This window comes from Pseudomonas sp. P65(2024) (assembly GCF_057480955.1).
The window spans coordinates 124,900-147,775 of the sequence record NZ_JBLIYX010000013.1; the positions used below are offsets into that span (position 1 = coordinate 124,900).

Here is a 22,876-nt window from a genome sequence, read left to right on the forward strand (position 1 = left end):
CTCTCATCGCTTACCCGCGTAGTTGACAAATCCATGTGTTTCGCGTCCTCATATTTACTAACGAGAATGATTATATTTCAAGGTTTTCTTTCTCACCCATCGGCCAAGGAGGCTACCCATGAAGACAGGCACCCTGCGTTTGCAAGACAGGGACACCGTGCCGCTCAGCCAAGAGGACTCGAGCTTTTCATTCACATCCGGCGACCGCGAGCTGAGCGTCAGCGGCCTGCGTGAGCGGATCGACACCCCGGCCCACGGCAGCCACCTGGCCGGCGGCGCGCTGCGGCGCAGCATCGACCAGGCCTTCGAGCGCGCCCGCCAGGCCGGGCAGGACAACCCGATCGTGGTCGGCGCCATCCCCTTCGACACCACTCAGGCATCCAGTCTGTACGTTCCCCAGGCCTATGCCTGGCAGCAACGCACCGCGGCGCCCGCCCAGGCCGGCGCGCTGCCGGCGCTGCTCAGCCAGGCCAACATCCCCGACGAACACGGTTTCAAGCGCGCCGTGCGCCATGCCATCGTCAACTTCCAGCACAGCGATGTGCGCAAGGCCGTGCTCTCGGTGCAGCGCGAACTGCACTTCGCCACGCCCGTGGACCCGGCACAGGTGCAGGCCAACCTCAAGGCGCTGAACCGTGAGGGCTACCACTTCCGCGTGCCCCTGGCCAACGGCGCCACCCTGCTGGGGGTGAGCCCGGAGCTGCTGGTGCACAAGCAAGGCACGGCCTTCGTCAGCAACCCGCTGGCCGGCTCCGTGCGGCGCATGGCCGACCCCGAGGCCGACCGCGCCAATGCACAATGGCTGGCGACGTCGGAGAAGGACCACTACGAGCACCGCCTGGTCACCGAGGACATCGCCCAGCGCGTCGGCGAACTGTGCAGCCGCCTGCAGGTCCCCGAGCGACCGTCGCTGATCAGCACCGCCGCGCTGTGGCACCTGTCCACTCGTATCGAGGGCGAACTGGCCACGGCCGATATCGACGCCCTGCAACTGGCCTGCCGGCTGCACCCGACTCCCGCCGTGTGCGGCTACCCCACCGAGCGGGCTCGGCAACTGATCCGCTTCGTCGAGCCCTTCGAGCGCGGCCTGTTCACCGGCATGGTCGGGTGGTGCGACGCCCAGGGCAACGGCGAGTGGGTGGTGACCATCCGCTGCGGCACCTTCAGCGGCCAGCGCGTGCGCCTGTTCGCCGGCGCCGGCATCGTCGAGGCCTCCAGCCCCGATACCGAATGGAACGAAGTGCAGACCAAGCTCGGCACCATGCTGCGTGCCTGCGGCCTGGACCATTGACCTCAAACCCGCTTTCCGAGATGCCCATGACCATCGAATTCACCCCCTGGCCCGCGGACCGGGCGCAGCGCTATCGCGCCGCCGGCTACTGGAACGACCAGCCGCTCAGCCAACTGCTGATCGAGCGCGCCGCCGCGCAGCCACAGGCCCCGGCGATCCTCTGCGGCGAACGCTGCATCAGCTACGGCGAACTGGACCGGCGCGCTTCCAACCTTGCCTCGCGCCTGGCCGCCCACGGCCTCGGCCAGGGCGACACGGCACTGGTGCAGTTGCCCAACGTCGCCGAGTTCTACATCGTGCTGTTTGCCCTGTTCAAGGCCGGCATCGCCCCGGTCAACGCGCTCTACAGCCACCGCCAGCACGAGCTGGGCGCCTTCGCCCGGCAGATCCACCCCGCCTTGCTGATTGCCTCGGCCGAGCATGAGGTGTTCCGCAACGACGCGTTCCTCGACGACCTGGCCAAGGAAGGCCTGCGTCCGAAGCTGACGTTGATGCTCGATGCCCTCGAAGAATGGAGCGCCAGCGCCGATGTGCGTGGCACCCACTACGCGCCCAGCCCGGCCGGCGAAGTGGCGCTGTTCCAGCTGTCCGGCGGCAGCACCGGCACCCCCAAGCTGATCCCGCGCACCCACAACGACTACGCCTACAGCGTGCGGGCCAGCGCGCAGATCTGCGCCCTGGACAGCGCCACGCGCTTTCTCTGCGCCCTGCCCGCCGCGCACAACTACACCCTCAGCTCCCCCGGCGGCCTGGGCGTGCTGCACGCCGGCGGCTGTATCGTCATGGCGGCCAACCCGGAGCCGCTCAACTGCTTCGCCCTGATCGAACGCCACGCCGTGACCATGGCCGCCCTGGTGCCCAGCGCCGTGGCCCTGTGGCTGCAGGCCGCCCCCGGGCACGCGGCCAAGCTGCGCAGCCTGCGCCTGCTGCAGGTCGGCGGTGCGAGCTTCGCCGAGGCCCTGGCGCGCCAGGTCCCCGAGGTATTGGGCTGCCGCCTGCAACAGGTGTTCGGCATGGCCGAGGGCCTGGTCAACTACACCCGCCTGGACGATAGCGACGAGCAGGTGTTCACCACCCAGGGCCGGCCGATCAGCGAGCTGGACGAAGTGCGCATCCTCGACGAACAGGGCCAGCCGGTCGCCGACGGCGAGCCAGGCATGCTCGCCACCCGGGGCCCCTACACCTTCTGCGGCTACTACCAAAGCCCCGAGCACAACGCCCAGGTGTTCGACCAGGACGGCTTCTACCACTCCGGCGACATCGTCCAGCGCAGCGCCGATGGCAACCTGCGGGTAGTCGGGCGGGTCAAGGACCAGATCAACCGCGGCGGCGAGAAGGTCGCCTCGGAGGAGATCGAGAACCTGATCGTCATGCACCCGGACGTGACCCATGCCGCCCTGGTGGCGCTGCCCGACGAACTGCTCGGCGAGAAAAGCTGCGCCTTCATCGTCTCGCGCAACCCGCAGCTCAAGCCGATCGCCCTGCGCCGCCACCTGATGGGCCTGGGTATCGCCGAATACAAGCTCCCGGACCGGATCCGGCTGATCGACGCCATGCCGCTGACCGCGGTGGGCAAGATCGACAAGAAGCAACTGCGCGCGCTGCTCGCCGTCGCCCAGACCGCCTGACCGTCCAAGGACCCGACATGACCATTCCAACCATCCACGACTATGCCATGCCGCAACGGGCCAGCTACCCGGCCAACAAGACCCAATGGCAACCCGACCCGGCCCGCGCCGTGCTGCTGATCCACGACATGCAGCGCTACTTCCTGCGCTTCTACCAACCCGACGGCGCCCTGCTCACCGCCCTGGTGCACAACCTGTCGCGGCTGATCCACTGGGCCCGCGAGCAGGGCATCCCTGTGGTCTACACCGCCCAGCCCCATGAACAGCCACCCGAGGACCGCGCCCTGCTCAACGCCATGTGGGGCCCGGGCCTGCCGGCGGCCAGCCCCGAGCAGCAACCGATCATCGACGCCCTGGCGCCGCAGCCGGGCGACACGGTGCTGACCAAGTGGCGCTACAGCGCCTTCCAGCGCTCCGACCTGCTCGAGCGCATGCGCACCTGGCAACGCGACCAGCTGCTGATCGGCGGCGTGTACGCCCATATCGGCTGCATGATCACCGCCGCCGACGCCTTCATGAACGATATCCAGGCGTTCCTGGTGGGCGATGCGGTGGCCGACTTCTCCGAGGAGGAGCACCGCCTGGCCCTGAAGTACGTCGCCACCCGCTGCGGCCATGTCACCGACACCACCGCCCTGTTGACCCAACCCGCGGGCGAGACCACACGCGACTGGCTGCATGGCCGGGTGCGCCAGATGATCGAGGACGACAGCGACCTCGACCCGCAGGAAAGCCTGATCTTCTACGGCCTGGACTCGCTGCAGGTGATGAAGCTGGCCGCCGAGCTCAAGCAGCGCGGCATCGCCGTCAGCTTCGAGGAACTGGCCAACGCGCCGACCCTGGATGGCTGGTGGTCGCTAATGCAAGCGCGGGGGGCCGCCTGATGGCCATGGCCCGCTTCACCGGCCGGCGCGTGCTGGTCACCGGCGCCGCCAGCGGCATCGGTCGCTGCGTGGCGCAGCAGTTTCTCGAGGAAGGCGCCGAGGTCATCGGCCTGGACTGCGAGGAGGCCGACGTGCCCTTCGCGCTGCTGCATGTCGACCTGACCGATCCGGCCGACGTGCAACGGGTCTGCGACCGCCTCAAGGAGCAGGCGCAGTACCTCGACGTGCTGGTCAATGTCGCCGGCGTGCTGCGCCTGGGGCGCAGCGACGAGGTGTCCTGCGAAGACTGGCAGCGCTGCCTGGATGTCAACGTGAGCGCGCCGTTCTACCTGATGCGCCAGTGGACCCCGGTGTTCCGCCGCCAGCGCCGCGGCGCCATCGTCAACGTCGCCTCCAACGCCGCCCACGTGCCGCGCCTGAACATGGCCGCCTACTGCACCTCCAAGGCCGCACTGGTCAGCCTGAGCCACTGCGTGGGCCTGGAGCTGGCGCCCTACGGCGTGCGCTGCAACGTGGTTTCTCCAGGCTCGACGCGCACGCCGATGCTCGCCGGCATGCTCGGCGACCCGGCGGGCGAACGCCAGCTGGTCGACGGCCTGCCCGGGCAGTACAAGCTCGGCGTGCCGCTGGGCAAGATCGCCACGCCCGACGACATCGCCAATGTAGTGCTGTTCCTGGCCTCGGAGCAGGCCGGGCACGTGACCCTGCAGGATATCGTGGTCGACGGCGGCGCCACCCTGGCCGCCTGAGCCTGATGCGGCACTGACAAGGACTTTCACCCGCACCGCGCTCGGCCCTGGCCGGCCGAGCGCGCACCATGGAGCTGGACATGACATTCTCACCCGCCGACCACAAGCGTCTCGAGGCCTTCTGGCAGTACTGCCTTACCCACCAGTACTTCAATGTCGGCTACCCCGAGTCGGCCGACTTCGACTACAGCCTGCTGCACCGTTTCATGCGCTTTTCCATCAACAACTGCGGCGACTGGAACGAGCCCAGCAACTACCTGCTCAACTCCTTCGACTTCGAGCGCGAGGTAATGCGCTTCTTCGCCGAGTTGTTCCGCATCCCATTCGAGGACAGCTGGGGCTATGTCACCAACGGCGGCACCGAAGGCAACATGTTCGGCTGCTACCTGGCCCGCGAGCTGTTTCCCGACGCCACCCTCTACTACTCCAAGGACACCCACTACTCGGTGGCCAAGATCGTCCGCCTGCTGCGCATCAAGGCCCAGGTGGTGGAATCCCAGGCCAACGGCGAAATGGACTACGACGACCTGGTCGCGCGAATCACCGCCGACGGTGAACGCCACCCGATCATCTTCGCCAATATCGGCACCACCCTGCGCGGCGCCACCGACAACATCGCCACCATTCAGCAGCGCCTGGCCCAGGCCGGCATCCGCCGCGAGGACTACTACCTGCATGCCGACGCGGCCCTCAGCGGCATGATCCTGCCCTTCGTCGATACCCCCGAGCCCTACTCGTTCGCCGACGGCATCGACTCGATCTGCGTCTCCGGGCACAAGATGATCGGCTCGCCGATGCCCTGCGGCATCGTCGTGGCCTGGCGCCACAACGTCGAGCGCATTTCGGTGGAAATCGACTACATCAGTGCCCGCGACCAGACCATCAGCGGCTCGCGCAACGGCCACACGCCACTGATGATGTGGGCCGCATTGTGCAGCCGGTCGCGGGAGGACTGGCGCGCACGCATCCAGCGCTGCCTGGACCTGGCCCAACATGCGGTGGACCGGCTGCGGGCGGCCGGCATCGAGGCCTGGCGCAACCCCAACTCGATCACCGTGGTGTTCCCCTGCCCCTCGGCCAGCGTGTGGAAACGCCATTGCCTGGCCACCTCGGGCGACACCGCGCACCTGATCACCACCGCCCACCACCAGGACAGCACGCAGATCGACGCGCTGCTCGACGAGCTGATCGCCGACCTCAAGGCCCGCCCCCGATACCCGCTGCAGGCGCCCCTGGTGGAGGGCCTGGGCAGTCGTACCCGGGTCTACAGCACGGCAGGACATCCTCGGCCGGAGCCGCTGCCGGGCCATCCCAGACTCGCACGTGACAGCGGCCTTGCCCGCCTCAAGGGCAGCGATATCTGAACACCGAGTCGTCTTTACAGCCATTTACATGTAAGCCTGTTCCTACAGCGTGTTGCTCCGGGACCTGGCGTACCGAAAAACAGGGGCGGGCCTGCCCGCCCCCTCGGCACCTTGACCGCACAACACGTTGCAGTCTCCTGCCTATGGCCGTTTGACGGCCCATCGCGTGACTCTATAGTCCGTTTCCTGGCAGCGCCAAGGAGTTGCGCTGGCCTTGGACAAGAACCCGCCATGTACAGGAGTCGCATGATGGCCATGCTCACGGATGACGCACTCTCGCCTCACCCTTCACACACATCACCCAGCCGCGCCGACCTGCGACGACATTTCCGTCACTGACCCCAGCCCCGCCACGTGCCCGTGACCTGCCCTGGGCGGTCACTGCCTTCGTTCGCCTTCAATAAAGACAAAAGGTGCGTCATGACTGCGACCCGTTCGCCGCAAACGGCCGTTGCGCCGTTGCTGGAAACCGAAACACTGCGCTGTCGCCCGGCCAGCCCCGCCGATATCGAAGCCCTCGCCGCGCTGTTCCAGCAGGTCTATGGGCAGACCACCCACCCTTGCCAAAGCCCGGACTATATCCGTCACTCGCTGCGCAGCGGGCAGCAGCAGTGGTTTGTCGCCCAGGCCCAGGGCCAACTGCTCGGATGCTGCTGCATCGCCCGCCGCCCCTGGAACCGCTCGTGGGAAGTCTGCCACGGGGTGATCCACCCCGATGCACGCAGGACCGGCGCCATCTCCAGCCTGATCCGCCTCGGTTTCGAGACCCACCGGCCCGAACCCATGGAGCTGGGCTTCTACATCACCCGCAACATCGCAAGCCACAGCGTCATGAACAAGATCCGCCCCGCCGTGCTGGTGGGGCATGACGGCGGCCCGGACACGGTCGACGGCCTGCGCGAATATCACCTGACCGCCATCCAGCCGGTGCTCCAGGCCGGCTTTGTCCATGTGGCGCCCTGGTACGTGACCGCCCGCGCCGCCGAATTCGTCCGCCGCCTGCTTTACCCCGCCCTGCGGCTCGGCGTCACTCCCGGCAGCTACCCGGACACCTTTCTGAGCGGTCCCACCGGCGCCGAACGCCATGGCCAGCTCAGCTACACCCACGATCCCCAGGTCGGCGCGCTGATGCTGTCGGGCCAGTGCGGTCGCTACCTGTCAAGCCAAGCTGTGCTGGCGGAGCTGGGCGCGCTGCTGCGCCAACATGCGCAGGCGGAGTACGTCAGCCTGGTGATCCTGGCAGACAAGCTGGAGCTGCTGGCCAGCCTGCGCCGCCTGGGTTTTGCCATCACCGCCTACCTGCCGGCCTGGCACCTGGAGAACGGCGTGCGCTACGACTGCATCCAGCTGGTGTTCCAGGACTTCGCCGTGCCCCCGCGCAGCCACGGCTTCGACGACGACATCGCCCGATTCGACCTGGCCTACGCGCACCTGGCCAACAACCTTTGCAGCCTTCCCGCCGACCCGGCTTCCCGGGCCGCCAGCTAACCGATCGGAGTTTTTGCAAGTGACCAAGGACCAATGGCTTAGTGTAAGAAAACAGATCCCCGACGGCGCCCGGGAACCCTGGACCGTGATGCTCTGGGTCGCCGACCTGCTGTTGTTGGCGGTGGCCTGGAACCTGTGGCTCGCCGACTCCACCGCCTTGCAGTTGCTGGGCTTGGCGCTGGCAGGCCTTGCCACCGCGCAGCTCTACCTGATCATGCACGAGGCGACCCACGGCGCCGCCTCGGCCAACCGCCGGCTCAACGATTTCATCGGCCACTGCGATGGCTGGCTGATCGCCTTGCCGTTCCTGGTCCGCCGGCGCTTCCACATGGCTCACCACACCTGGACCGCGCACCCGGTGAACGACCCGGAGAACCGCGGCATGATCGAGCGCTTCTCGGTGATGACGAAAAAACAGGAGCGCACCCTGGAGTTCGTCTGGAAGCACTGGATCCCGATGATCGCCGCCAACCATTTCCTGCTCAACTGGCGCGCGCCGTTCATTGCCCGGGCCAAGGGCGACAGTTCGCCGAGGATTCTCAAGGAGATCCGCTTCGCCCGCCTGTACCTGGCCGGTTACCTGGCGGCGGCCGTGCTGGCCTGGAGCCTTGGGCACCTGCTGGACCTGGTGCTGTTCTACGGGATCACGTGGGTGTTCCTGTTCTTCATGGTCGAGCTGCTCAACCTGCCCCACCACGCCGAGGCGCCGTTGCTGCCAAGGGACGCCGACCGCCTGCAGTTCTGGGAGCAGGATGGGGTGTCCCACGACTGCAAGGACCTGCCGCTGTGGTCGCGCTATGTGATCCTCAACTTCAACCTGCACATCGTCCACCACGCCTTCCCCTCGGTGCCGTGGTACCGGTTGGCCCAGGTGCAGAAGCTGCTGAGCGAACATGAGGTCGGCCATGCGCCGTCGCAGACCCATGAGTGGGCGTTCGCGGTGAAGAACCGGCGCCGGCCGTTGTTGCAGCTGATGGGGCATTTCTTCGATCAGCGGGGTTGAGGGGCGGCGGGGAGGTGGCGGTGCTCGATGGGTTGCCCTCGGACGACAATAGACACCCGCACTCGTCTCACAATACTGGCAGGTGAAGCCGAGCCGGGCGGCGCTCTGACTATTGTCGCCATAGCCGGTGTATCGATTTGGCTGGTCATTGGAGAGCAGGATCGAACCTTGCCGATCTGTGGCCAGAATCGAGGAGATGCTATGGGGGTGCCGCCACCGTGCCCGACTCATATTAGAAATGCCGCCTGCCATGAATACGCAGGCAATCCTTGCAACGGATCGCAATGCCGGCAACTGGCAGAATTGCCAGGTCGCCAACGCCCTCAATTCAACCAAGCCCACCAAAGCGCTTGAAGTAGCTCTCATTGGCATCCGGCAAAGGCCCATCCGCCGTCTCCAGCGCGCTGGCCAGGTACTCCTCCGCCCTGCCCTGCACCAGCCGGTACAGGTTGCGGCACAGCTGCCGGGCCGCGCGCCCTTCCCAATCCCCCGGCAACAACTCGTCCGGCAGTTGCGGATCACGCAACAACAGGCGGCGGTATTCGTGGATCAGCAGCGTGCGCGCCAGGAAACAATCCTGCGGGCTCGGCGCCTCGAGGTCCTTCATGGCTTGCCACAGCGGGCGGAACAGACGGATGAACTCGCTGTAGTGCTGGCCCAGTTCCTCGATGTTCCAGCTTTCCCGTACCTGGGCGCGCAGGGCCTTGGAGGCCAGCACTTCCTGGGCGTGGGTTTCGAAGACGATGCAGTCGTCCTCGGCGTCCTGCTCGCGCAGGGTCGCGGCGAGGTCCGCGCGGTCGGTACGCGGACAGCCCAGCAGGTTCGTGCCCATGGCGCCAAAGCCCTGCCATTCCAGCTCTTCGCGCACGGCCTTGCGCTTGCCGGCGTCGAGCTGCGACAGCAGCACCAAGGTCCAGGCGCCGTTCCAGGCCGGCAGGCTGGCGCTGTAGACACGCTTGAAGGCTTTCTCGAAACGCCGCCGGCCGGTGCCGGTAAGGCTGTAGTAGCTGCGCCGGCCGACCTTCTCGGCGGTCAGCCAGCCTTCCTTGGTCAGGCGGAAGATCGAGGTACGGATCAGCCGTTCATTGATGCCCATCGGTTCCAGCAGGTTGATCAGGCTGCCCAGCCAGACCGTGCCGCCATGGGGTTCGATGGCATCGCCATAGAGGGTAATGATCAGGGAGCTGGCGCGGATCGGCGTCTGCTCCTGGAAACGGGTGATCAGGTGATTCAGGGGGGCAAGGCTGCTCATGGGGGAACGAGGCGCGGCTAAAGCCTCGACTATACCTGCCTGCCGCGACCGCGCAAGGCTCATGCACCGCCCTCGGCCTTGGGCCTGAAGCCGGAGTCGCCCATGCGTGGGCGGTCGGCTTCGGGCGCGGTCAGCGGCGGGCACTCCACCAGCGCGGTCATGCAGCGCCGGGCCAGGCTGTGGTATTCGGCGGTGCCGCGCTGTTTCCAGGCCAGCTCCTGGTCGCTGAGCGGGCGCTTGACCTCGGCCGGCGCGCCAACCACCAGGCTTTGCTCCGGGCAGGTGAACCCCGCCTTGACGAAGGCCGTGGCGGCAACGATGCAGCGTGGGGCGATATGCGCGCCGTCCATGACCACCGCGTTCATGCCCACCAAGGCGTCCTCGCCTATCCGACAGCCGTGCAGCACCGCGCCATGGCCAATATGGCCGTTGCGCTCGACCAGCGTGTCGCCGCCGGGGAAACCGTGCATCACGCAGGTGTCCTGCAGGTTCGCGCCCTCTTCCAGGATGATTCGCCCGAAATCGCCGCGCAACGAGGCCAAAGGGCCGATGTAGCAGTTGGGGCCGACCAGCACGTCGCCGATCAGCACGGCGCTGGGGTGTACATAGGCGCTGGGATGAACCACTGGGGTGAGGCCTTCGAGGCGATAGCAGGGCATGGGCTGGGGCTCGATATGATTCAGAAGACCAAATGATCCTGTATCAGATCAAATCACTTAGTCAATGCCAACCTGATGTATCGCTTTCTTCACAAAGCTTCAGGACAGTGATGACCTAATTGCTGGGCAAGCTAGCTCCCACAAATGGCTATAGCAGCGAGACAGCGTGGGAGCGGGCTTGCCCCGCGATAGCGTCACTCGCCTCAAATACAGATACGCAATTACAATTTCAATGTTGATTTTGCGTATCGCTTTGTACATATACTTGCACCAGCACCACGAACAATTCCAAGAAAAGCCGGCCCCAGCCGGCGCCGAACGTGCAGCCTGAGGTATCCCCATGCCAAGCAACCTCATCGTGCAGGCCCCGGCGGACGGCGTCCGTCTGATCACCCTGCACCGCCCGCAAGCCCTCAATGCCTTGAACACGGCGCTGCTGGAAGAGCTGGCCGCAGAACTGGACGCCGCCGACCAGGATCCAGAGATCCGCGCCGTGGTCATCACCGGCAGCCGCAAGGCCTTCGCCGCCGGCGCCGACATCAACGAGATGGCCCAGCGCGACCTGGTCGGCATCCTCAACGATCCGCGTGTGGCCCACTGGCAGCGCATCGCCGCCTTTGGCAAACCGCTGATCGCCGCCGTCAACGGCTTTGCCCTGGGTGGCGGCTGCGAACTGGTGATGTGCGCCGACATCGTCATCGCCGGCAGCGACGCCCGTTTTGGCCAGCCGGAAATCAACCTCGGCATCATCCCCGGCGCCGGCGGCACCCAGCGCCTGCTGCGCGCCGTGGGTAAGCCGCTGGCCATGCAGATGGTCCTCGGCGGCGAAGCCATTGATGCCCGTCATGCCCTACAGGCAGGCCTGGTCGGCGAAGTCACCCAGCCCGAACTCACCGTAGAGCGCGCCCTGCAGGTGGCCGCCACCATCGCCGCCAAGGCACCGCTGGCGGTGCGCCTGGCCAAGGAGGCGCTGCTCAAGGCCCAGGACATGGACCTGGCCTGCGGCCTGCGCTTCGAACGCCACGCCTTCACCCTGCTGGCCGGCACCGCCGACCGCGACGAGGGTATCCGCGCCTTCCAGGCCAAACGCCCGGCCCGATTCCAAGGGCTGTAAGCCTTCCACCGACTGACGGAGCGAGCCAGTCATGTCCTTCCAGCACATCCTGTTTTCCATTGGCGACGACGGCGTCGCCCTGCTTTCGCTGAACCGGCCCGAGCAGCTCAACAGCTTCAACAGCGCCATGCACCTGGAAGTGCGCGAGGCGCTGAAGCAGGTGCGCCAGAGCGAAACCGCCCGGGTGCTGCTGCTGACCGGCGAAGGCCGTGGCTTCTGCGCAGGCCAGGACCTGGCCGACCGCAACGTCGCGCCCGACGCGGAGCTACCGGACCTCGGTCAGTCCATCGAACAGTTCTACAACCCGCTGGTGCGCAGCCTGCGCGACCTGCCGCTGCCGGTGATCTGCGCGGTCAATGGCGTGGCCGCCGGCGCTGGCGCCAACCTGCCGCTGGCCTGCGACCTGGTGCTGGCGGCGCGCTCGACAAGCTTCATCCAGGCGTTCTGCAAGATCGGCCTTGTGCCGGACTCCGGCGGCACCTGGCTACTGCCGCGCTTGATCGGCATGGCCCGGGCCAAGGCACTGGCCATGCTAGGCGAGCGCCTGAGCGCCGAGCAGGCCGAGCAATGGGGGCTGATCCACCGGGTGGTGGACGATGCCGCGCTGCGCGACGAAGCGCTCAAGCTCGCCCGCCACCTGGCGACCCAGCCCACCTATGGCCTGGCCCTGATCAAGCGCGCCCTCAACCAGAGCTTCGACAACCGCTTCGACGAACAGCTGGAACTGGAGCGGGACCTGCAACGCCTGGCCGGGCGCAGCGAGGACTACCGCGAGGGCGTCGGCGCCTTCATGAACAAACGCACACCTGTGTTCAAGGGGCGCTGACCATGGCCGCACTCGACAATCATGCCCTGGTGGCGGTGATCGGCGCTGGCGCCATGGGTGCCGGCATCGCCCAGGTGGCGGCCCAGGCCGGCCACCCGGTATGCCTTTATGACAACCGCCCCGGCACCGCCGCGCAGGCCATCGAAGGTATCGACCGGCAGCTCGGCCGGCTGGTCGAGAAAGGCAGGCTCAGCCCTGACAACCACAGCGCCATCCGCGCTCGCCTGCAACCGATCGACAGCTTCGACGACCTGGCCGATGCCCGCCTGGTGATCGAGGCCATCGTCGAAAGCCTGCCGATCAAGCAAGAACTGCTGCGCCAACTTGAAGCCCGGTGCGCCGACGACTGCATCCTGGCCAGCAACACCTCTTCGCTGTCGATCACCAGCCTTGCCGCCGGGCTCCGGCACCCGCAACGGGTGATCGGCATGCACTTCTTCAACCCGGCACCGCTGATGGCGCTGGTGGAGGTCGTGTCCGGGCTGGCCACGGCGCCGACACTGGCGAGCACCCTGTACGACACCGCCCGGAACTGGGGCAAGCAACCGGTGCACACCCGTTCGACGCCGGGCTTTATCGTCAACCGCGTGGCTCGGCCCTTCTACGCCGAAAGCCTGCGCCTGCTGCAGGAGGGCGCTGCCGACTGCGCCACCCTCGATGCCCTGCTGCGCGACGCCGGGGGCTTTCGCATGGGCGCCTTCGAGCTGACCGACCTGATCGGCCACGACGTCAACTACGCGGTGACCTGCTCGGTGTTCGAGGCGTTCTATGGCGACTTCCGCTTCCAGCCATCGCTGGTGCAAAAAGAGCTGGTCGATGCCGGGCGCCTCGGGCGCAAGTCTGGCCAGGGCTTCTATAGCTATGCCGAAGGCGCCGAGCGGCCACAGGCCGCGGCAATCACCAGCCAGGCGCCTGTCGAGTGCTGCACCGTGGAAGGTGACCTGGGCGTCCTGCAGCCCCTGGTCGAGCGCCTGCGCGCCAAGGGTATCGGCGTCACCGAGCGCGCTGGCAGCGGCGTGCTGCGGGTGGGGGATGCCACCCTGGCGCTGTCCGATGGCCGCCTGGCCAGCCAGCGCGCCCGCGAGGACGGTTTGCGCAACCTGGTGCTGCTGGACCTGGCCCTGGACTACGCCAGCGCCACGCGCCTGGCCATCAGTCACGGCGCCGAGTGCAGTGCCGAGGCCCTTGGCCAGGCCGTCGCCCTGCTCGCCCAGGCCGGGCTGAGCATCTGCCCGGTGGCCGACCTGCCCGGCCTGGTGGTGCTGCGCACCGTGGCGATGCTCGCCAACGAGGCCGCCGACGCCGTGCTGCAGGGCGTCGGCACGCCCGGCGATATCGACCTGGCCATGTGCGCCGGGGTCAACTACCCACGCGGCCCGCTGGCCTGGGCCGACGACCTGGGGGTCGGTTTCACCCTGGACGTACTCGACAACCTGCAACGCAGCTACGGCGAGGAGCGTTACCGCCCGTCCCTGCTGCTGCGCCGCACCCACGCCGAAGGAGGCCATCTGCATGGCTGAACAATCCGCACACACCCTGGCCCGCGCCTGTGCCCAGGCCATGTTCGCCCGCGACGCCGCCAGCCAGGGCCTGGGCATCGAGCTGCTCGACGCCGGCCCCGGCAGCGCCCGGCTGGGCATGCGCGTGCGCGCCGACATGATCCAGGGCCACGGCACCTGCCACGGCGGCTACCTGTTCGCCCTGGCCGACTCGGCCTTCGCTTTTGCCTGCAACAGCTACGATGAAGCCGCCGTGGCCCTGGGTTGCAGCATCGACTATGTGGCGCCGGCACGCCTGGGCGATCAGTTGCTGGCCACCGCCGGCGAGCAGAGCCGCAAGGGCCGCACCGGCAACTACGACGTGCGCATCGAGAACCAGCAGGGCGAGCTGATCGCCCTGTTTCACGGCAAATCCTACAAAGTACGCGGCACCGTGCTGTCGCCGGAGACCTCCCATGACTGATGCCACCCTGCCCCACGCGCTGATCATCGATGCCGTGCGCACGCCCATCGGTCGCTATGGCGGCGCCCTGGCGAGCGTGCGCCCCGACGACCTCGCCGCGGTGCCGATCAAGGCGCTGATAGCGCGCCATCCCGAGCTGGACTGGAGGGCCGTGGACGATGTGATCCTCGGCTGCGCCAACCAGGCCGGCGAAGACAACCGCAACGTCGCGCGCATGGCCGGCCTGCTGGCCGGGTTGCCGATCGAGGTGCCCGGCACCACGATCAACCGCCTGTGCGGCTCGGGCCTGGACGCCATCGGCAACGCCGCCCGCGCCCTGCGCTGCGGCGAGGCCGGGCTGATGCTGGCCGGCGGCGTCGAATCGATGTCGCGGGCGCCCTTCGTCATGGGCAAGTCGGAACAGGCCTTCGGTCGCAGCGCGCAGCTGTTCGACACCACCATCGGCTGGCGGTTCGTCAACCCGCTGATGCAGGCGCAATACGGCATCGACTCGATGCCCGAGACCGCCGAGAACGTCGCCGAGCGCTTCGCCATTTCTCGCGAGGACCAGGACGCCTTCGCCCTGTGCAGCCAGCTCAAGGCCGCCGCCGCCCAGGCCAATGGCCGCCTGGCCCGGGAGATCGTCGCGGTGGATATCCCCCAACGAAAAGGCCCGGCCAAGCGCGTCGAGCACGACGAACATCCACGGGGCGACACCACCCTTGAGCAACTGGCGCGCCTGGGCACGCCGTTCCGCGACGGTGGCAGCGTCACCGCCGGCAATGCCTCGGGGGTCAACGACGGCGCCTGCGCCCTGCTCCTGGCCAGCCCCGCGGCAGCCCGGCTACATGGCCTCAAGGCTCGCGGCCGGGTCCTTGGCCTCGCCGTGGCGGGCGTCGAGCCGCGACTGATGGGCATCGGCCCGGTGCCAGCCACCCGCAAGGTGCTGGAACTGACCGGCCTGTCCCTGGCCGACATGGACGTGATCGAACTCAACGAAGCCTTCGCCGCCCAGGGCCTAGCCGTGCTGCGCGAGCTGGGCCTGGCCGACGACGATCCCCGGGTCAACCCCAACGGCGGCGCCATCGCCCTGGGTCACCCGCTGGGCATGAGCGGCGCACGGTTGGTCACCACCGCCCTGTACCAGCTGGAGCAGACCGGCGGCCGCTACGCCCTGTGCACCATGTGCATCGGCGTCGGCCAGGGCATCGCCCTGGTGCTCGAACGCCTCTGATCAGCCGCCAGAGACGCCACGCGACGCGGGCAGTATGCTGCCTGCCATGACACTCAGGGCTTCGGCCCACGACAAGAACAACTCGAGTGAAACCATGAACCTCTACCACGATGCCGACCGCGCCCTGCTCGACCCGATGGAAACCGCCAGCCTCGACGCGTTGCGCCAGCACCAGCTGGAACGCCTGCGCTGGAGCCTGAACCACGCCTACGCCAACGTGCCGCTGTATCGCCAGCGCTTCGATGCCTGCGGCGCCCACCCCGATGACCTGAAGTCGCTGGACGACCTGGCGAAGTTCCCCTTCACCGGCAAGAATGACCTGCGCGACAACTACCCCTACGGCATGTTCGCCGTGCCCCAGGACCAGGTGGTGCGCCTGCATGCCTCCAGCGGCACCACCGGCAAGCCGACGGTGGTCGGCTACACCCAGAACGACATCGACACCTGGGCCAACGTGGTGGCGCGCTCGATCCGCGCCGCCGGCGGGCGCCGTGGCGACAAGGTACATGTGTCCTACGGTTACGGCCTGTTCACCGGCGGCCTGGGCGCGCACTACGGCGCCGAGCGCCTGGGCTGCACGGTGATCCCCATGTCCGGCGGCCAGACCGAGAAGCAGGTGCAGCTGATCCGCGACTTCCAGCCGGACATCATCATGGTCACGCCGTCCTACATGCTCAACCTGGCCGACGAGATCGAGCGCCAGGGCATCGACCCGCACGACCTCAAGCTGCGCCTGGGCATCTTCGGCGCCGAACCCTGGACTGACGAACTGCGCCGCTCAATCGAGCAGCGCCTGGGCATCGATGCGCTGGACATCTACGGGCTATCGGAAATCATGGGCCCGGGCGTGGCCATGGAATGCCTCGAGACCAAGGACGGCCCGACCATCTGGGAGGACCACTTCTACCCCGAGATCATCGACCCGGTCAGCGGCGACGTGCTGCCGGACGGCCAGCTTGGCGAGCTGGTGTTCACCTCGTTGAGCAAGGAGGCATTGCCCATGGTGCGCTACCGCACCCGTGACCTGACCCGCTTGCTGCCCGGCACGGCACGGCCGATGCGGCGCATCGGCAAGATCACCGGGCGCAGCGACGACATGCTGATCATCCGCGGGGTCAATGTGTTCCCGACGCAGATCGAGGAGCAGGTACTGAAGATAAAACAGCTTTCAGAGCTTTATGAGATCCATCTGTATCGCAATGGAAACCTCGACAGCGTCGAGGTGCATGTGGAACTGCGCAGCGACAGCCAGTACCTCGACGAGGGCCAGCGCAAGCAGGTGGTGGGCGAGCTGGCGCGGCAGATCAAGACCTATATCGGTATCAGCACGCAGATCCAGTTGCAGCCTTGCGGCACGCTGAAGCGTTCGGAGGGCAAGGCTTGTCATGTGTATGACAAGCGACTTGCTGGCTGACGGCAAGCACTGAGAATGGAGCCCCGGCATGGTCCGGGGCTTTTTTTTGCCTCGAGAAAGCCGGGGGCGCGTTGCCCTGTAGGAACGGCCTTGCCGAGGCGTCGGACCGGTCGGATAGGGCTACGCAGCAGCCCCAGCAACCCCAATGCGATACACAAATCTTATTTGATACATCAAATACTGTTTGATGTTGTGTTTTGTATCGCTTATAAATGACCCACGCCCCAAGCAGCCCACAACCGGGAGCCTGAACATGTACGCACAGCTCGTAGAAACCGGCGTCAAGCGCCTCAAGTCCCTGGAGGAGATGTCGCCCGAAGAGCGCGCCTTCCAGGAGAAGATCGACGCCGAGATCAAGATCGAAGCCAAGAACTGGATGCCCGAGGCCTACCGCCAGACCCTCATCCGCCAGATCTCCCAGCACGCCCACTCGGAAATCGTCGGCATGCTCCCGGAAGGCAACTGGGTCACCCGCGCCCCGTCGCTCAAGCGCAAGCTGCAACTGATGGCCAAGATCCAGGACGAAGCCGGCCACGGCCTGTACCTGTACAGCGCCATGGAAACCCTCGGCGCCGACCGCGACGAAGAGATCGCCAAGCTGCACAGTGGCAAGGCCAAGTACTCGAGCATCTTCAACTACCCGACCCTGAGCTGGGCCGACATGGGTGCGGTGGGCTGGCTGGTGGACGGCGCGGCGATCGTCAACCAGGTGGTGCTGCAGCGCACCTCCTACGGCCCCTACTCCCGCGCCATGATCCGCATCTGCAAGGAAGAGAGCTTCCACCAGCGCCAGGGCTACGAACTGCTGCTGACCATGATGCGCCACGGCACCCAGGCGCAGAAGGACATGGTCCAGGACGCCATCGACCGCCTGTGGTGGCCGGCGCTGATGATGTTCGGCCCCAGCGACGAGCACTCGCCCAACAGCGCCCAGTCCATGGCCTGGAAGATCAAGCGCCAGACCAACGACGAACTGCGCCAGCGCTTCATCGACCAGACCGTGCCCCAGCTCGAACTGCTCGGCTGCACCGCGCCAGATCCGGCGCTCAAGTGGAACGAGGCCCGCGGCCACTACGACTTCGGCCAGATCCAGTGGGACGAGTTCTACGAAGTGATCAAGGGCAACGGCCCGTGCAACCAGGAACGCCTGGCCACCCGGCGCAACGCCATCGAAAGCGGTGCCTGGGTGCGCGAGGCCGCCGTGGCCTATGCCCGCAAGCAACAGAACAAGAACGCCGCCTGAAGCGGCGAATGATGCGGAGATATCCCCAATGTCTGTCTGGACCCTGTTCGAAGTCTTCGTGCGCAGCAAGCACGGCCTGAACCACAAGCACGTTGGCAGCGTGCACGCCGCCGACGCCGCCATGGCCATCGAGAACGCCCGCGAGCTGTACACCCGCCGCAGCGAGGGAGTGAGCCTGTGGGTGGTACCCTCGGCGCTGATCACCGCCTCCTCCCCCGACGAGAAGGACCCGCTGTTCGCCCCGGCCGATGACAAGGTCTACCGCCACGCCAGCTTCTACGAGCTGCCGGCCGAAGTCGGACACATGTGAGGCACGCCATGCACAAGCAAGGACTGATTCAATACCTGCTGCTGCTCGGCGACAGCGCCCTGGTCCAGGGCCAGCGCCTGTGCGAGTGGTGCGGCAAGGCCCCGGCGCTGGAGGAAGAACTGGCGCTGATGAACGTCGGCCTCGACATGGTCGGCCAAGCCCGCAACTGGCTGGACTATGCCGCCGAATTGCAGGACGACGGCCGCGATGCCGACGCTCTGGCCTTCCGTCGCGACGAGCGCGCCTACCGCAACCTGCTGCTGGTCGAGCAGCCCAACGGCGACTATGCCGTGACGATGCTCAAGCAGTTCCTCTACGACGCCTGGCACCACGCCATGCTCGATGGCTTGAGTGCCTCGGGCGATGAGCGTATCGCCGGCATCGCCGCCAAGGCCCTGAAGGAGGTGACCTATCACCTGCGCCGTTCCGGCGAGTGGGTGCAGCGCCTGGGTGGCGGCACCGAGGAAAGCCGTCGACGCATGCTCGAGGCCATTCCGATGCTGTGGCGCTTCACCGTCGAGCTGACGGTCGCCAGCGACAGCGAAGTACAGCTGGCCCACGCCGGCATTGCCGCCGACCCGACGCAGGTCGCCCAGCGCTGGCACGCCGCTGTGGAGGCAATCTTCGCCTCGGTCGAGCTGCCGCTGCCCAACGCCGCCAGCCACTTCTACCTGGACGGGCGCAAGGGCCTGCACACCGAGCACCTGGGCCTGCTGCTGGCCGAGATGCAGTTCTTGCCGCGAGCCTACCCCGATGCGACCTGGTGAACTGATCGTGGGTGACCGCGGCGCCCGCGCCCTGCGCGACGGCGACCTGACCCAGGCCTGGGCGGTGCTGGCCGAGGTGATGGATCCGGAGGTGCCAGTGGTCAGCGTGGTCGACTTAGGGATCGTCCGCGACCTCGACTGGCGCGCCGGCCACCTGCACCTGGTGGTCACCCCGACCTACTCCGGCTGCCCGGCCACCGAGGTGATCGAGGGCGACATCCGCCAGGCGCTAGAACAAGCAGGGTTCGCCGAGCCCGAGCTGGAGCGCAGGCTTACCCCGGCCTGGAGCACCGACTGGATCAGCGACCAGGGCCGCGAGCGCCTGCGCGCCTACGGCATCGCTCCACCCGCCGGCAGTGCCAGCCTGCGCGGGGCCTCGCCCACGGTGTGCTGCCCGCAATGCGCAAGCCGCGATACCGAACTGCTCAGCCAGTTCGGTTCCACCGCCTGCAAAGCCCTGTACCGCTGCCGTGCGTGCCTGGAACCGTTCGACTATTTCAAATGCCTTTGAGCCGTGGAGAACGCCATGAGCCAGTTTCACAGCCTGACCGTCCGGCAAGTGCGCCAGGAGACCCGCGACGCGGTGTCCATCGCCTTCGACGTGCCCGCGCACCTGCGCGAAGAGTTCCGCTTCACCCAGGGCCAGTACCTGGTCATGCGCACCCGACTGGATGACCAAGAGGTACGCCGCTCCTACTCGATCTGCAGCGCGGTGCAGGACGGCGAATTGCGCGTGGCGGTCAAACGCGTGCCGGGCGGTCGTTTCTCGGCCTTCGCCAACGAAGTGCTCAAGGCCGGCCAGCAGTTGGAGGTGATGCCGCCGTCGGGCAGCTTCTTCGTGCCGCTGGACCCGGCGCGCCGGGGTCATTACCTGGGCGTGGCCGCCGGCAGCGGCATCACTCCCATCCTGTCGCTGGTCGCCACCACCCTGGCCTGCGAGCCCCGCAGCCGCTTCACCTTGCTGTACGGCAACCGCGCCAGCAACAGCGCGTTGTTCCGCGATCGCCTGGAAGACCTGAAGAACCAGTACCTCGACCGCCTAAACCTGATCTTCGTTTTCAGCCGCGAGCAGCAGGATGTCGACCTGTACAACGGCCGCATCGACGCCGACAAGTGCGGCCAGCTGTTCGCCCGCTGGCTCGACGTGCAGTCACTCGACGCCGCGTTCATCTGTGGCCCGCAGGCGATGACCGAGACCGTACGCTACAGCCTGCAGGCCAATGGCCTGGCCAGGGAGCGCATCCACTTCGAACTGTTCGCCGCCGCCGGTGGCGAGGCCCGTCGCGAAGCTCGCGAGGCGGCACGCCAGGTGGATTCGGCGGTCAGCCACGTCACCGTGATCAGCGACGGCCGCGCCCTGGTCTTCGACCTGCCGCGCAACACCCGCAGCGTGCTCGAGGCCGGCAATGCCATCGGCGCCGAGCTGCCCTGGTCATGCAAGGCCGGCGTGTGCTCGACCTGCAAGTGCAAGGTGATCGAGGGCGAGGTGGAGATGGACAGCAACCATGCCCTGGAGGACTACGAAGTGGCGGCCGGGTATGTGCTGTCGTGCCAGACCTACCCGCTGAGCGACAAGGTGGTGCTCGATTTCGATCAGCTTTGAGATCGAGGCGCCTGCATCCCTGTAGGAGCGGCCTTGCGTCGCGAAAGGACCGCAAAGCGGTCCCCGGGATCTGCAACATTGCAAAGATTGCCGGGGCTGCTGCGCAGCCCTTTCGCGACACAAGGCCGCTCCTACAGGGACGGTGCAAGCAGCAATACCGCGTGACCTGAAAAAACAATTACAACAGCCAGAGAGAACGCTCCCCATGACACCCGAACACCTCGAATCCATCAGCAAGCACCCCGCCTTCGTGCAACTGATCCAGCGCAAGCGCCGCCTCAATGGCTCGCTGACCCTGACCATGCTCGTTGCTTACTACGGCTTCGTCCTGCTGGTGGCCTTCGCCCCCGGCGTGCTCGGCCAGTCCCTCAGCGGCGGGGTGACCAGCGTCGGCATGCTGGTGGGCGTGCTGATGGTGCTGCTGTCCTTCGCCCTCACCGGCGTCTACATGCACCGCGCCAACCGCGTCATCGACCCGCTCAACGAAGTGGTCAAGCAGGAGTGCGCGCGATGAACTGGACTGCCATCTCGATGTTCCTGGTGTTCGTCTGTTTCACCCTGCTGGTGACCCGCTGGGCCGCCCTGCGCACCCGTTCGGCCAGCGACTTCTACACCGCCGGCGGCGGCCTGACCGGCATGCAGAACGGCCTGGCGATCGCCGGCGACATGATCAGCGCCGCGTCCTTCCTCGGCATCTCGGCGATGATGTTCATGAACGGCTACGACGGCCTGCTCTACGCCCTGGGTGTGCTGGCCGGCTGGCCGATCATCCTGTTCCTGATCGCCGAGCGCCTGCGCAACCTGGGCAAGTACACCTTCGCCGACGTGGTGTCCTACCGCCTGGCCCAGGCCCCGGTGCGCCTGACCTCGGCCTTCGGCACCCTGGCCGTGGCGCTGATGTACCTGGTGGCGCAGATGGTCGGCGCCGGCAAGCTGATCGAGCTGCTGTTTGGCATCAGCTACTTATACGCGGTGATGCTGGTGGGCGTGCTGATGGTGCTGTACGTCACCTTCGGCGGCATGCTCGCCACCACCTGGGTGCAGATCATCAAGGCGGTGATGCTGCTGTCGGGCACCACCTTCATGGCCTTCATGGTGCTCAGGCACTTCGGTTTCAGCACCGAGGCGATGTTCGCCAGCGCCGTGGCCGTGCATGCCAAGGGCCAGGCGATCATGGCGCCGGGGGCGCTGCTGTCCAACCCGGTGGACGCCATCTCCCTGGGCCTGGGCATGATGTTCGGCACGGCCGGCCTGCCGCATATCCTCATGCGTTTCTTCACCGTCAGCGACGCCAAGGAAGCGCGCAAGAGCGTGTTCTACGCCACCGGTTTCATCGGCTACTTCTACCTGCTGCTGATCGTCATCGGCTTCGGCGCCATCGTCATGGTCGGCACCGAGCCGTCCTACCGCGACGCCACCGGTGCGATCATCGGCGGCGGCAACATGGTCGCGGTGCACCTGGCCCAGGCCGTGGGCGGCAACCTGTTCCTCGGCTTCATCTCGGCGGTGGCCTTCGCCACCATCCTCGCCGTGGTTGCAGGCCTGGCGCTGTCCGGCGCCTCGGCGGTGTCCCACGACCTGTACGCCTGCGTGGTGCGCAAGGGCCAGGCCAGCGAGCAGCAAGAGATGCGCGTGTCGCGCCTGGCCACGCTGGGGATCGGCCTGTTCGCGGTGTTGCTGGGGTTGCTGTTCGAGTCGCAGAACATCGCCTTCCTTTCCGGCCTGGTGCTGGCGGTGGCCGCCTCGGTCAACTTCCCGGTGCTGCTGCTCTCGATGTTCTGGAAAGGCCTGACCACCCGCGGCGCGGTGGGCGGCAGCCTGGCCGGGCTGGTCTCGGCGATCGTCCTGGTGGTGCTAGGCCCGGCGGTGTGGGTCAACGTGCTGCACAACGAGCGGGCGCTGTTCCCCTACAGCAACCCGGCGCTGTTCTCCATGTCGCTGGCCTTCCTCGCCGCCTGGGCCTTCTCGGTCACCGACGGCTCGGAGCGGGCGCGCGAAGAACGTGGGCGCTACCTGGCCCAGTTCATCCGCTCGATGACCGGTATCGGCGCCGCTGGCGCCAGCAAGCACTGACCTCAAGAACAATAACAATGTCGGGTACAACCA

21 protein-coding genes and 1 pseudogene are annotated in these 22,876 nt (G+C 66.9%); 20 read left to right on the forward strand and 2 right to left on the reverse strand.

The features are described 5' to 3' along the window. The first annotated feature begins 118 nt into the window (after positions 1-118). The 7 genes from AC25MA_RS18020 (at position 119) to AC25MA_RS18050 (ending at position 8,407) form a co-directional block, all read left to right on the forward strand. Positions 119-1,291 (forward strand): isochorismate synthase, encoded by a 1,173-nt coding sequence (locus tag AC25MA_RS18020; protein WP_069017583.1) that lies wholly within the window; start codon positions 119-121, stop codon positions 1,289-1,291. A 26-nt stretch (positions 1,292-1,317) separates the two neighbouring features. Next, a complete protein-coding gene (locus AC25MA_RS18025) occupies positions 1,318-2,919 on the forward strand; it encodes a (2,3-dihydroxybenzoyl)adenylate synthase (protein WP_096050133.1) in 1,602 nt (533 codons plus the stop codon). Positions 2,920-2,936: 17 nt separating this feature from the next. Beyond that, positions 2,937-3,803 carry an isochorismatase gene (locus AC25MA_RS18030; protein WP_182324330.1) on the forward strand — a complete coding sequence of 289 codons (867 nt, stop codon included), beginning with the start codon at positions 2,937-2,939 and terminating at the stop codon, positions 3,801-3,803. Next, entirely contained in the window at positions 3,770-4,552 is a 783-nt protein-coding gene (gene dhbA, locus AC25MA_RS18035; protein ID WP_356948732.1) for a 2,3-dihydro-2,3-dihydroxybenzoate dehydrogenase, read from the forward strand. Before AC25MA_RS18030 ends, dhbA begins: the two co-directional genes overlap by 34 nt. Before the next feature lie 80 nt (positions 4,553-4,632). Beyond that, the gene (locus AC25MA_RS18040) at positions 4,633-5,916 is read left to right on the forward strand and encodes a histidine decarboxylase (protein ID WP_486972262.1); all 1,284 of its coding nucleotides are present in this window, start codon (positions 4,633-4,635) and stop codon (positions 5,914-5,916) included. 420 nt (positions 5,917-6,336) lie between these two features. Further along, entirely contained in the window at positions 6,337-7,404 is a 1,068-nt protein-coding gene (locus AC25MA_RS18045; RefSeq protein ID WP_486972263.1) for a GNAT family N-acetyltransferase, read from the forward strand. Positions 7,405-7,423: 19 nt separating this feature from the next. Then, the gene (locus AC25MA_RS18050) at positions 7,424-8,407 is read left to right on the forward strand and encodes a fatty acid desaturase family protein (RefSeq protein WP_486972264.1); all 984 of its coding nucleotides are present in this window, start codon (positions 7,424-7,426) and stop codon (positions 8,405-8,407) included. Between the two features lie 328 nt (positions 8,408-8,735). On the opposite strand, the gene paaX is transcribed toward AC25MA_RS18050, so the two are convergent. Beyond that, positions 8,736-9,659, reverse strand: a complete 924-nt coding sequence (paaX, locus tag AC25MA_RS18055; RefSeq protein ID WP_088852804.1) for a phenylacetic acid degradation operon negative regulatory protein PaaX — start codon at positions 9,657-9,659, stop codon at positions 8,736-8,738. Positions 9,660-9,718: 59 nt separating this feature from the next. Further along, complete coding sequence (gene paaY, locus AC25MA_RS18060; protein WP_028688878.1) at positions 9,719-10,318, reverse strand: phenylacetic acid degradation protein PaaY; 600 nt, start codon at positions 10,316-10,318, stop codon at positions 9,719-9,721. A 340-nt stretch (positions 10,319-10,658) separates the two neighbouring features. On the opposite strand from paaY, the gene paaF reads away from it, so the two are divergent. The 13 genes and pseudogenes from paaF to AC25MA_RS18125 form a co-directional block, all read left to right on the forward strand. Beyond that, positions 10,659-11,432 carry a 2,3-dehydroadipyl-CoA hydratase PaaF gene (gene paaF, locus AC25MA_RS18065; RefSeq protein WP_207852733.1) on the forward strand — a complete coding sequence of 258 codons (774 nt, stop codon included), beginning with the start codon at positions 10,659-10,661 and terminating at the stop codon, positions 11,430-11,432. A gap of 31 nt (positions 11,433-11,463) precedes the next feature. Next, the gene (gene paaG, locus AC25MA_RS18070) at positions 11,464-12,258 is read left to right on the forward strand and encodes a 2-(1,2-epoxy-1,2-dihydrophenyl)acetyl-CoA isomerase PaaG (protein ID WP_486972265.1); all 795 of its coding nucleotides are present in this window, start codon (positions 11,464-11,466) and stop codon (positions 12,256-12,258) included. Positions 12,259-12,260: 2 nt separating this feature from the next. Beyond that, entirely contained in the window at positions 12,261-13,778 is a 1,518-nt protein-coding gene (paaH, locus tag AC25MA_RS18075; RefSeq protein WP_486972266.1) for a 3-hydroxyacyl-CoA dehydrogenase PaaH, read from the forward strand. After that, positions 13,771-14,220, forward strand: coding sequence for a hydroxyphenylacetyl-CoA thioesterase PaaI (gene paaI, locus AC25MA_RS18080; RefSeq protein ID WP_062574089.1), 450 nt, complete (start codon positions 13,771-13,773; stop codon positions 14,218-14,220). Before paaH ends, paaI begins: the two co-directional genes overlap by 8 nt. Further along, positions 14,213-15,433 (forward strand): 3-oxoadipyl-CoA thiolase, encoded by a 1,221-nt coding sequence (pcaF, locus tag AC25MA_RS18085; protein ID WP_486972267.1) that lies wholly within the window; start codon positions 14,213-14,215, stop codon positions 15,431-15,433. The genes paaI and pcaF overlap by 8 nt, the downstream gene beginning before the upstream one ends. A gap of 94 nt (positions 15,434-15,527) precedes the next feature. Further along, positions 15,528-16,847 (forward strand): phenylacetate--CoA ligase PaaK, encoded by a 1,320-nt coding sequence (gene paaK / locus AC25MA_RS18090; protein WP_050705733.1) that lies wholly within the window; start codon positions 15,528-15,530, stop codon positions 16,845-16,847. Between the two features lie 253 nt (positions 16,848-17,100). After that, complete coding sequence (gene paaA, locus AC25MA_RS18095; protein ID WP_236179678.1) at positions 17,101-18,090, forward strand: 1,2-phenylacetyl-CoA epoxidase subunit PaaA; 990 nt, start codon at positions 17,101-17,103, stop codon at positions 18,088-18,090. A 28-nt stretch (positions 18,091-18,118) separates the two neighbouring features. Next, entirely contained in the window at positions 18,119-18,400 is a 282-nt protein-coding gene (paaB, locus tag AC25MA_RS18100; protein ID WP_011533969.1) for a 1,2-phenylacetyl-CoA epoxidase subunit PaaB, read from the forward strand. Positions 18,401-18,408: 8 nt separating this feature from the next. Next, positions 18,409-19,167: a 1,2-phenylacetyl-CoA epoxidase subunit PaaC gene (gene paaC / locus AC25MA_RS18105; protein WP_486972268.1), complete on the forward strand. Its 759-nt coding sequence runs from the start codon at positions 18,409-18,411 to the stop codon at positions 19,165-19,167. Continuing rightward, a complete protein-coding gene (paaD, locus tag AC25MA_RS18110; RefSeq protein WP_241413323.1) occupies positions 19,154-19,678 on the forward strand; it encodes a 1,2-phenylacetyl-CoA epoxidase subunit PaaD in 525 nt (174 codons plus the stop codon). The genes paaC and paaD overlap by 14 nt, the downstream gene beginning before the upstream one ends. 15 nt (positions 19,679-19,693) lie before the next feature. Beyond that, positions 19,694-20,770 (forward strand): 1,2-phenylacetyl-CoA epoxidase subunit PaaE, encoded by a 1,077-nt coding sequence (paaE, locus tag AC25MA_RS18115; RefSeq protein ID WP_247282886.1) that lies wholly within the window; start codon positions 19,694-19,696, stop codon positions 20,768-20,770. Between the two features lie 205 nt (positions 20,771-20,975). Further along, on the forward strand, positions 20,976-21,284 hold the full coding sequence (locus AC25MA_RS18120; RefSeq protein WP_028688889.1) for a DUF485 domain-containing protein: 309 nt from the start codon (positions 20,976-20,978) through the stop codon (positions 21,282-21,284). Further along, positions 21,275-22,843: pseudogene (locus AC25MA_RS18125) on the forward strand (cation acetate symporter); the annotation flags it as partial. The gene AC25MA_RS18120 and the pseudogene AC25MA_RS18125, both read left to right, overlap by 10 nt. Positions 22,844-22,876: the final 33 nt, after the last annotated feature.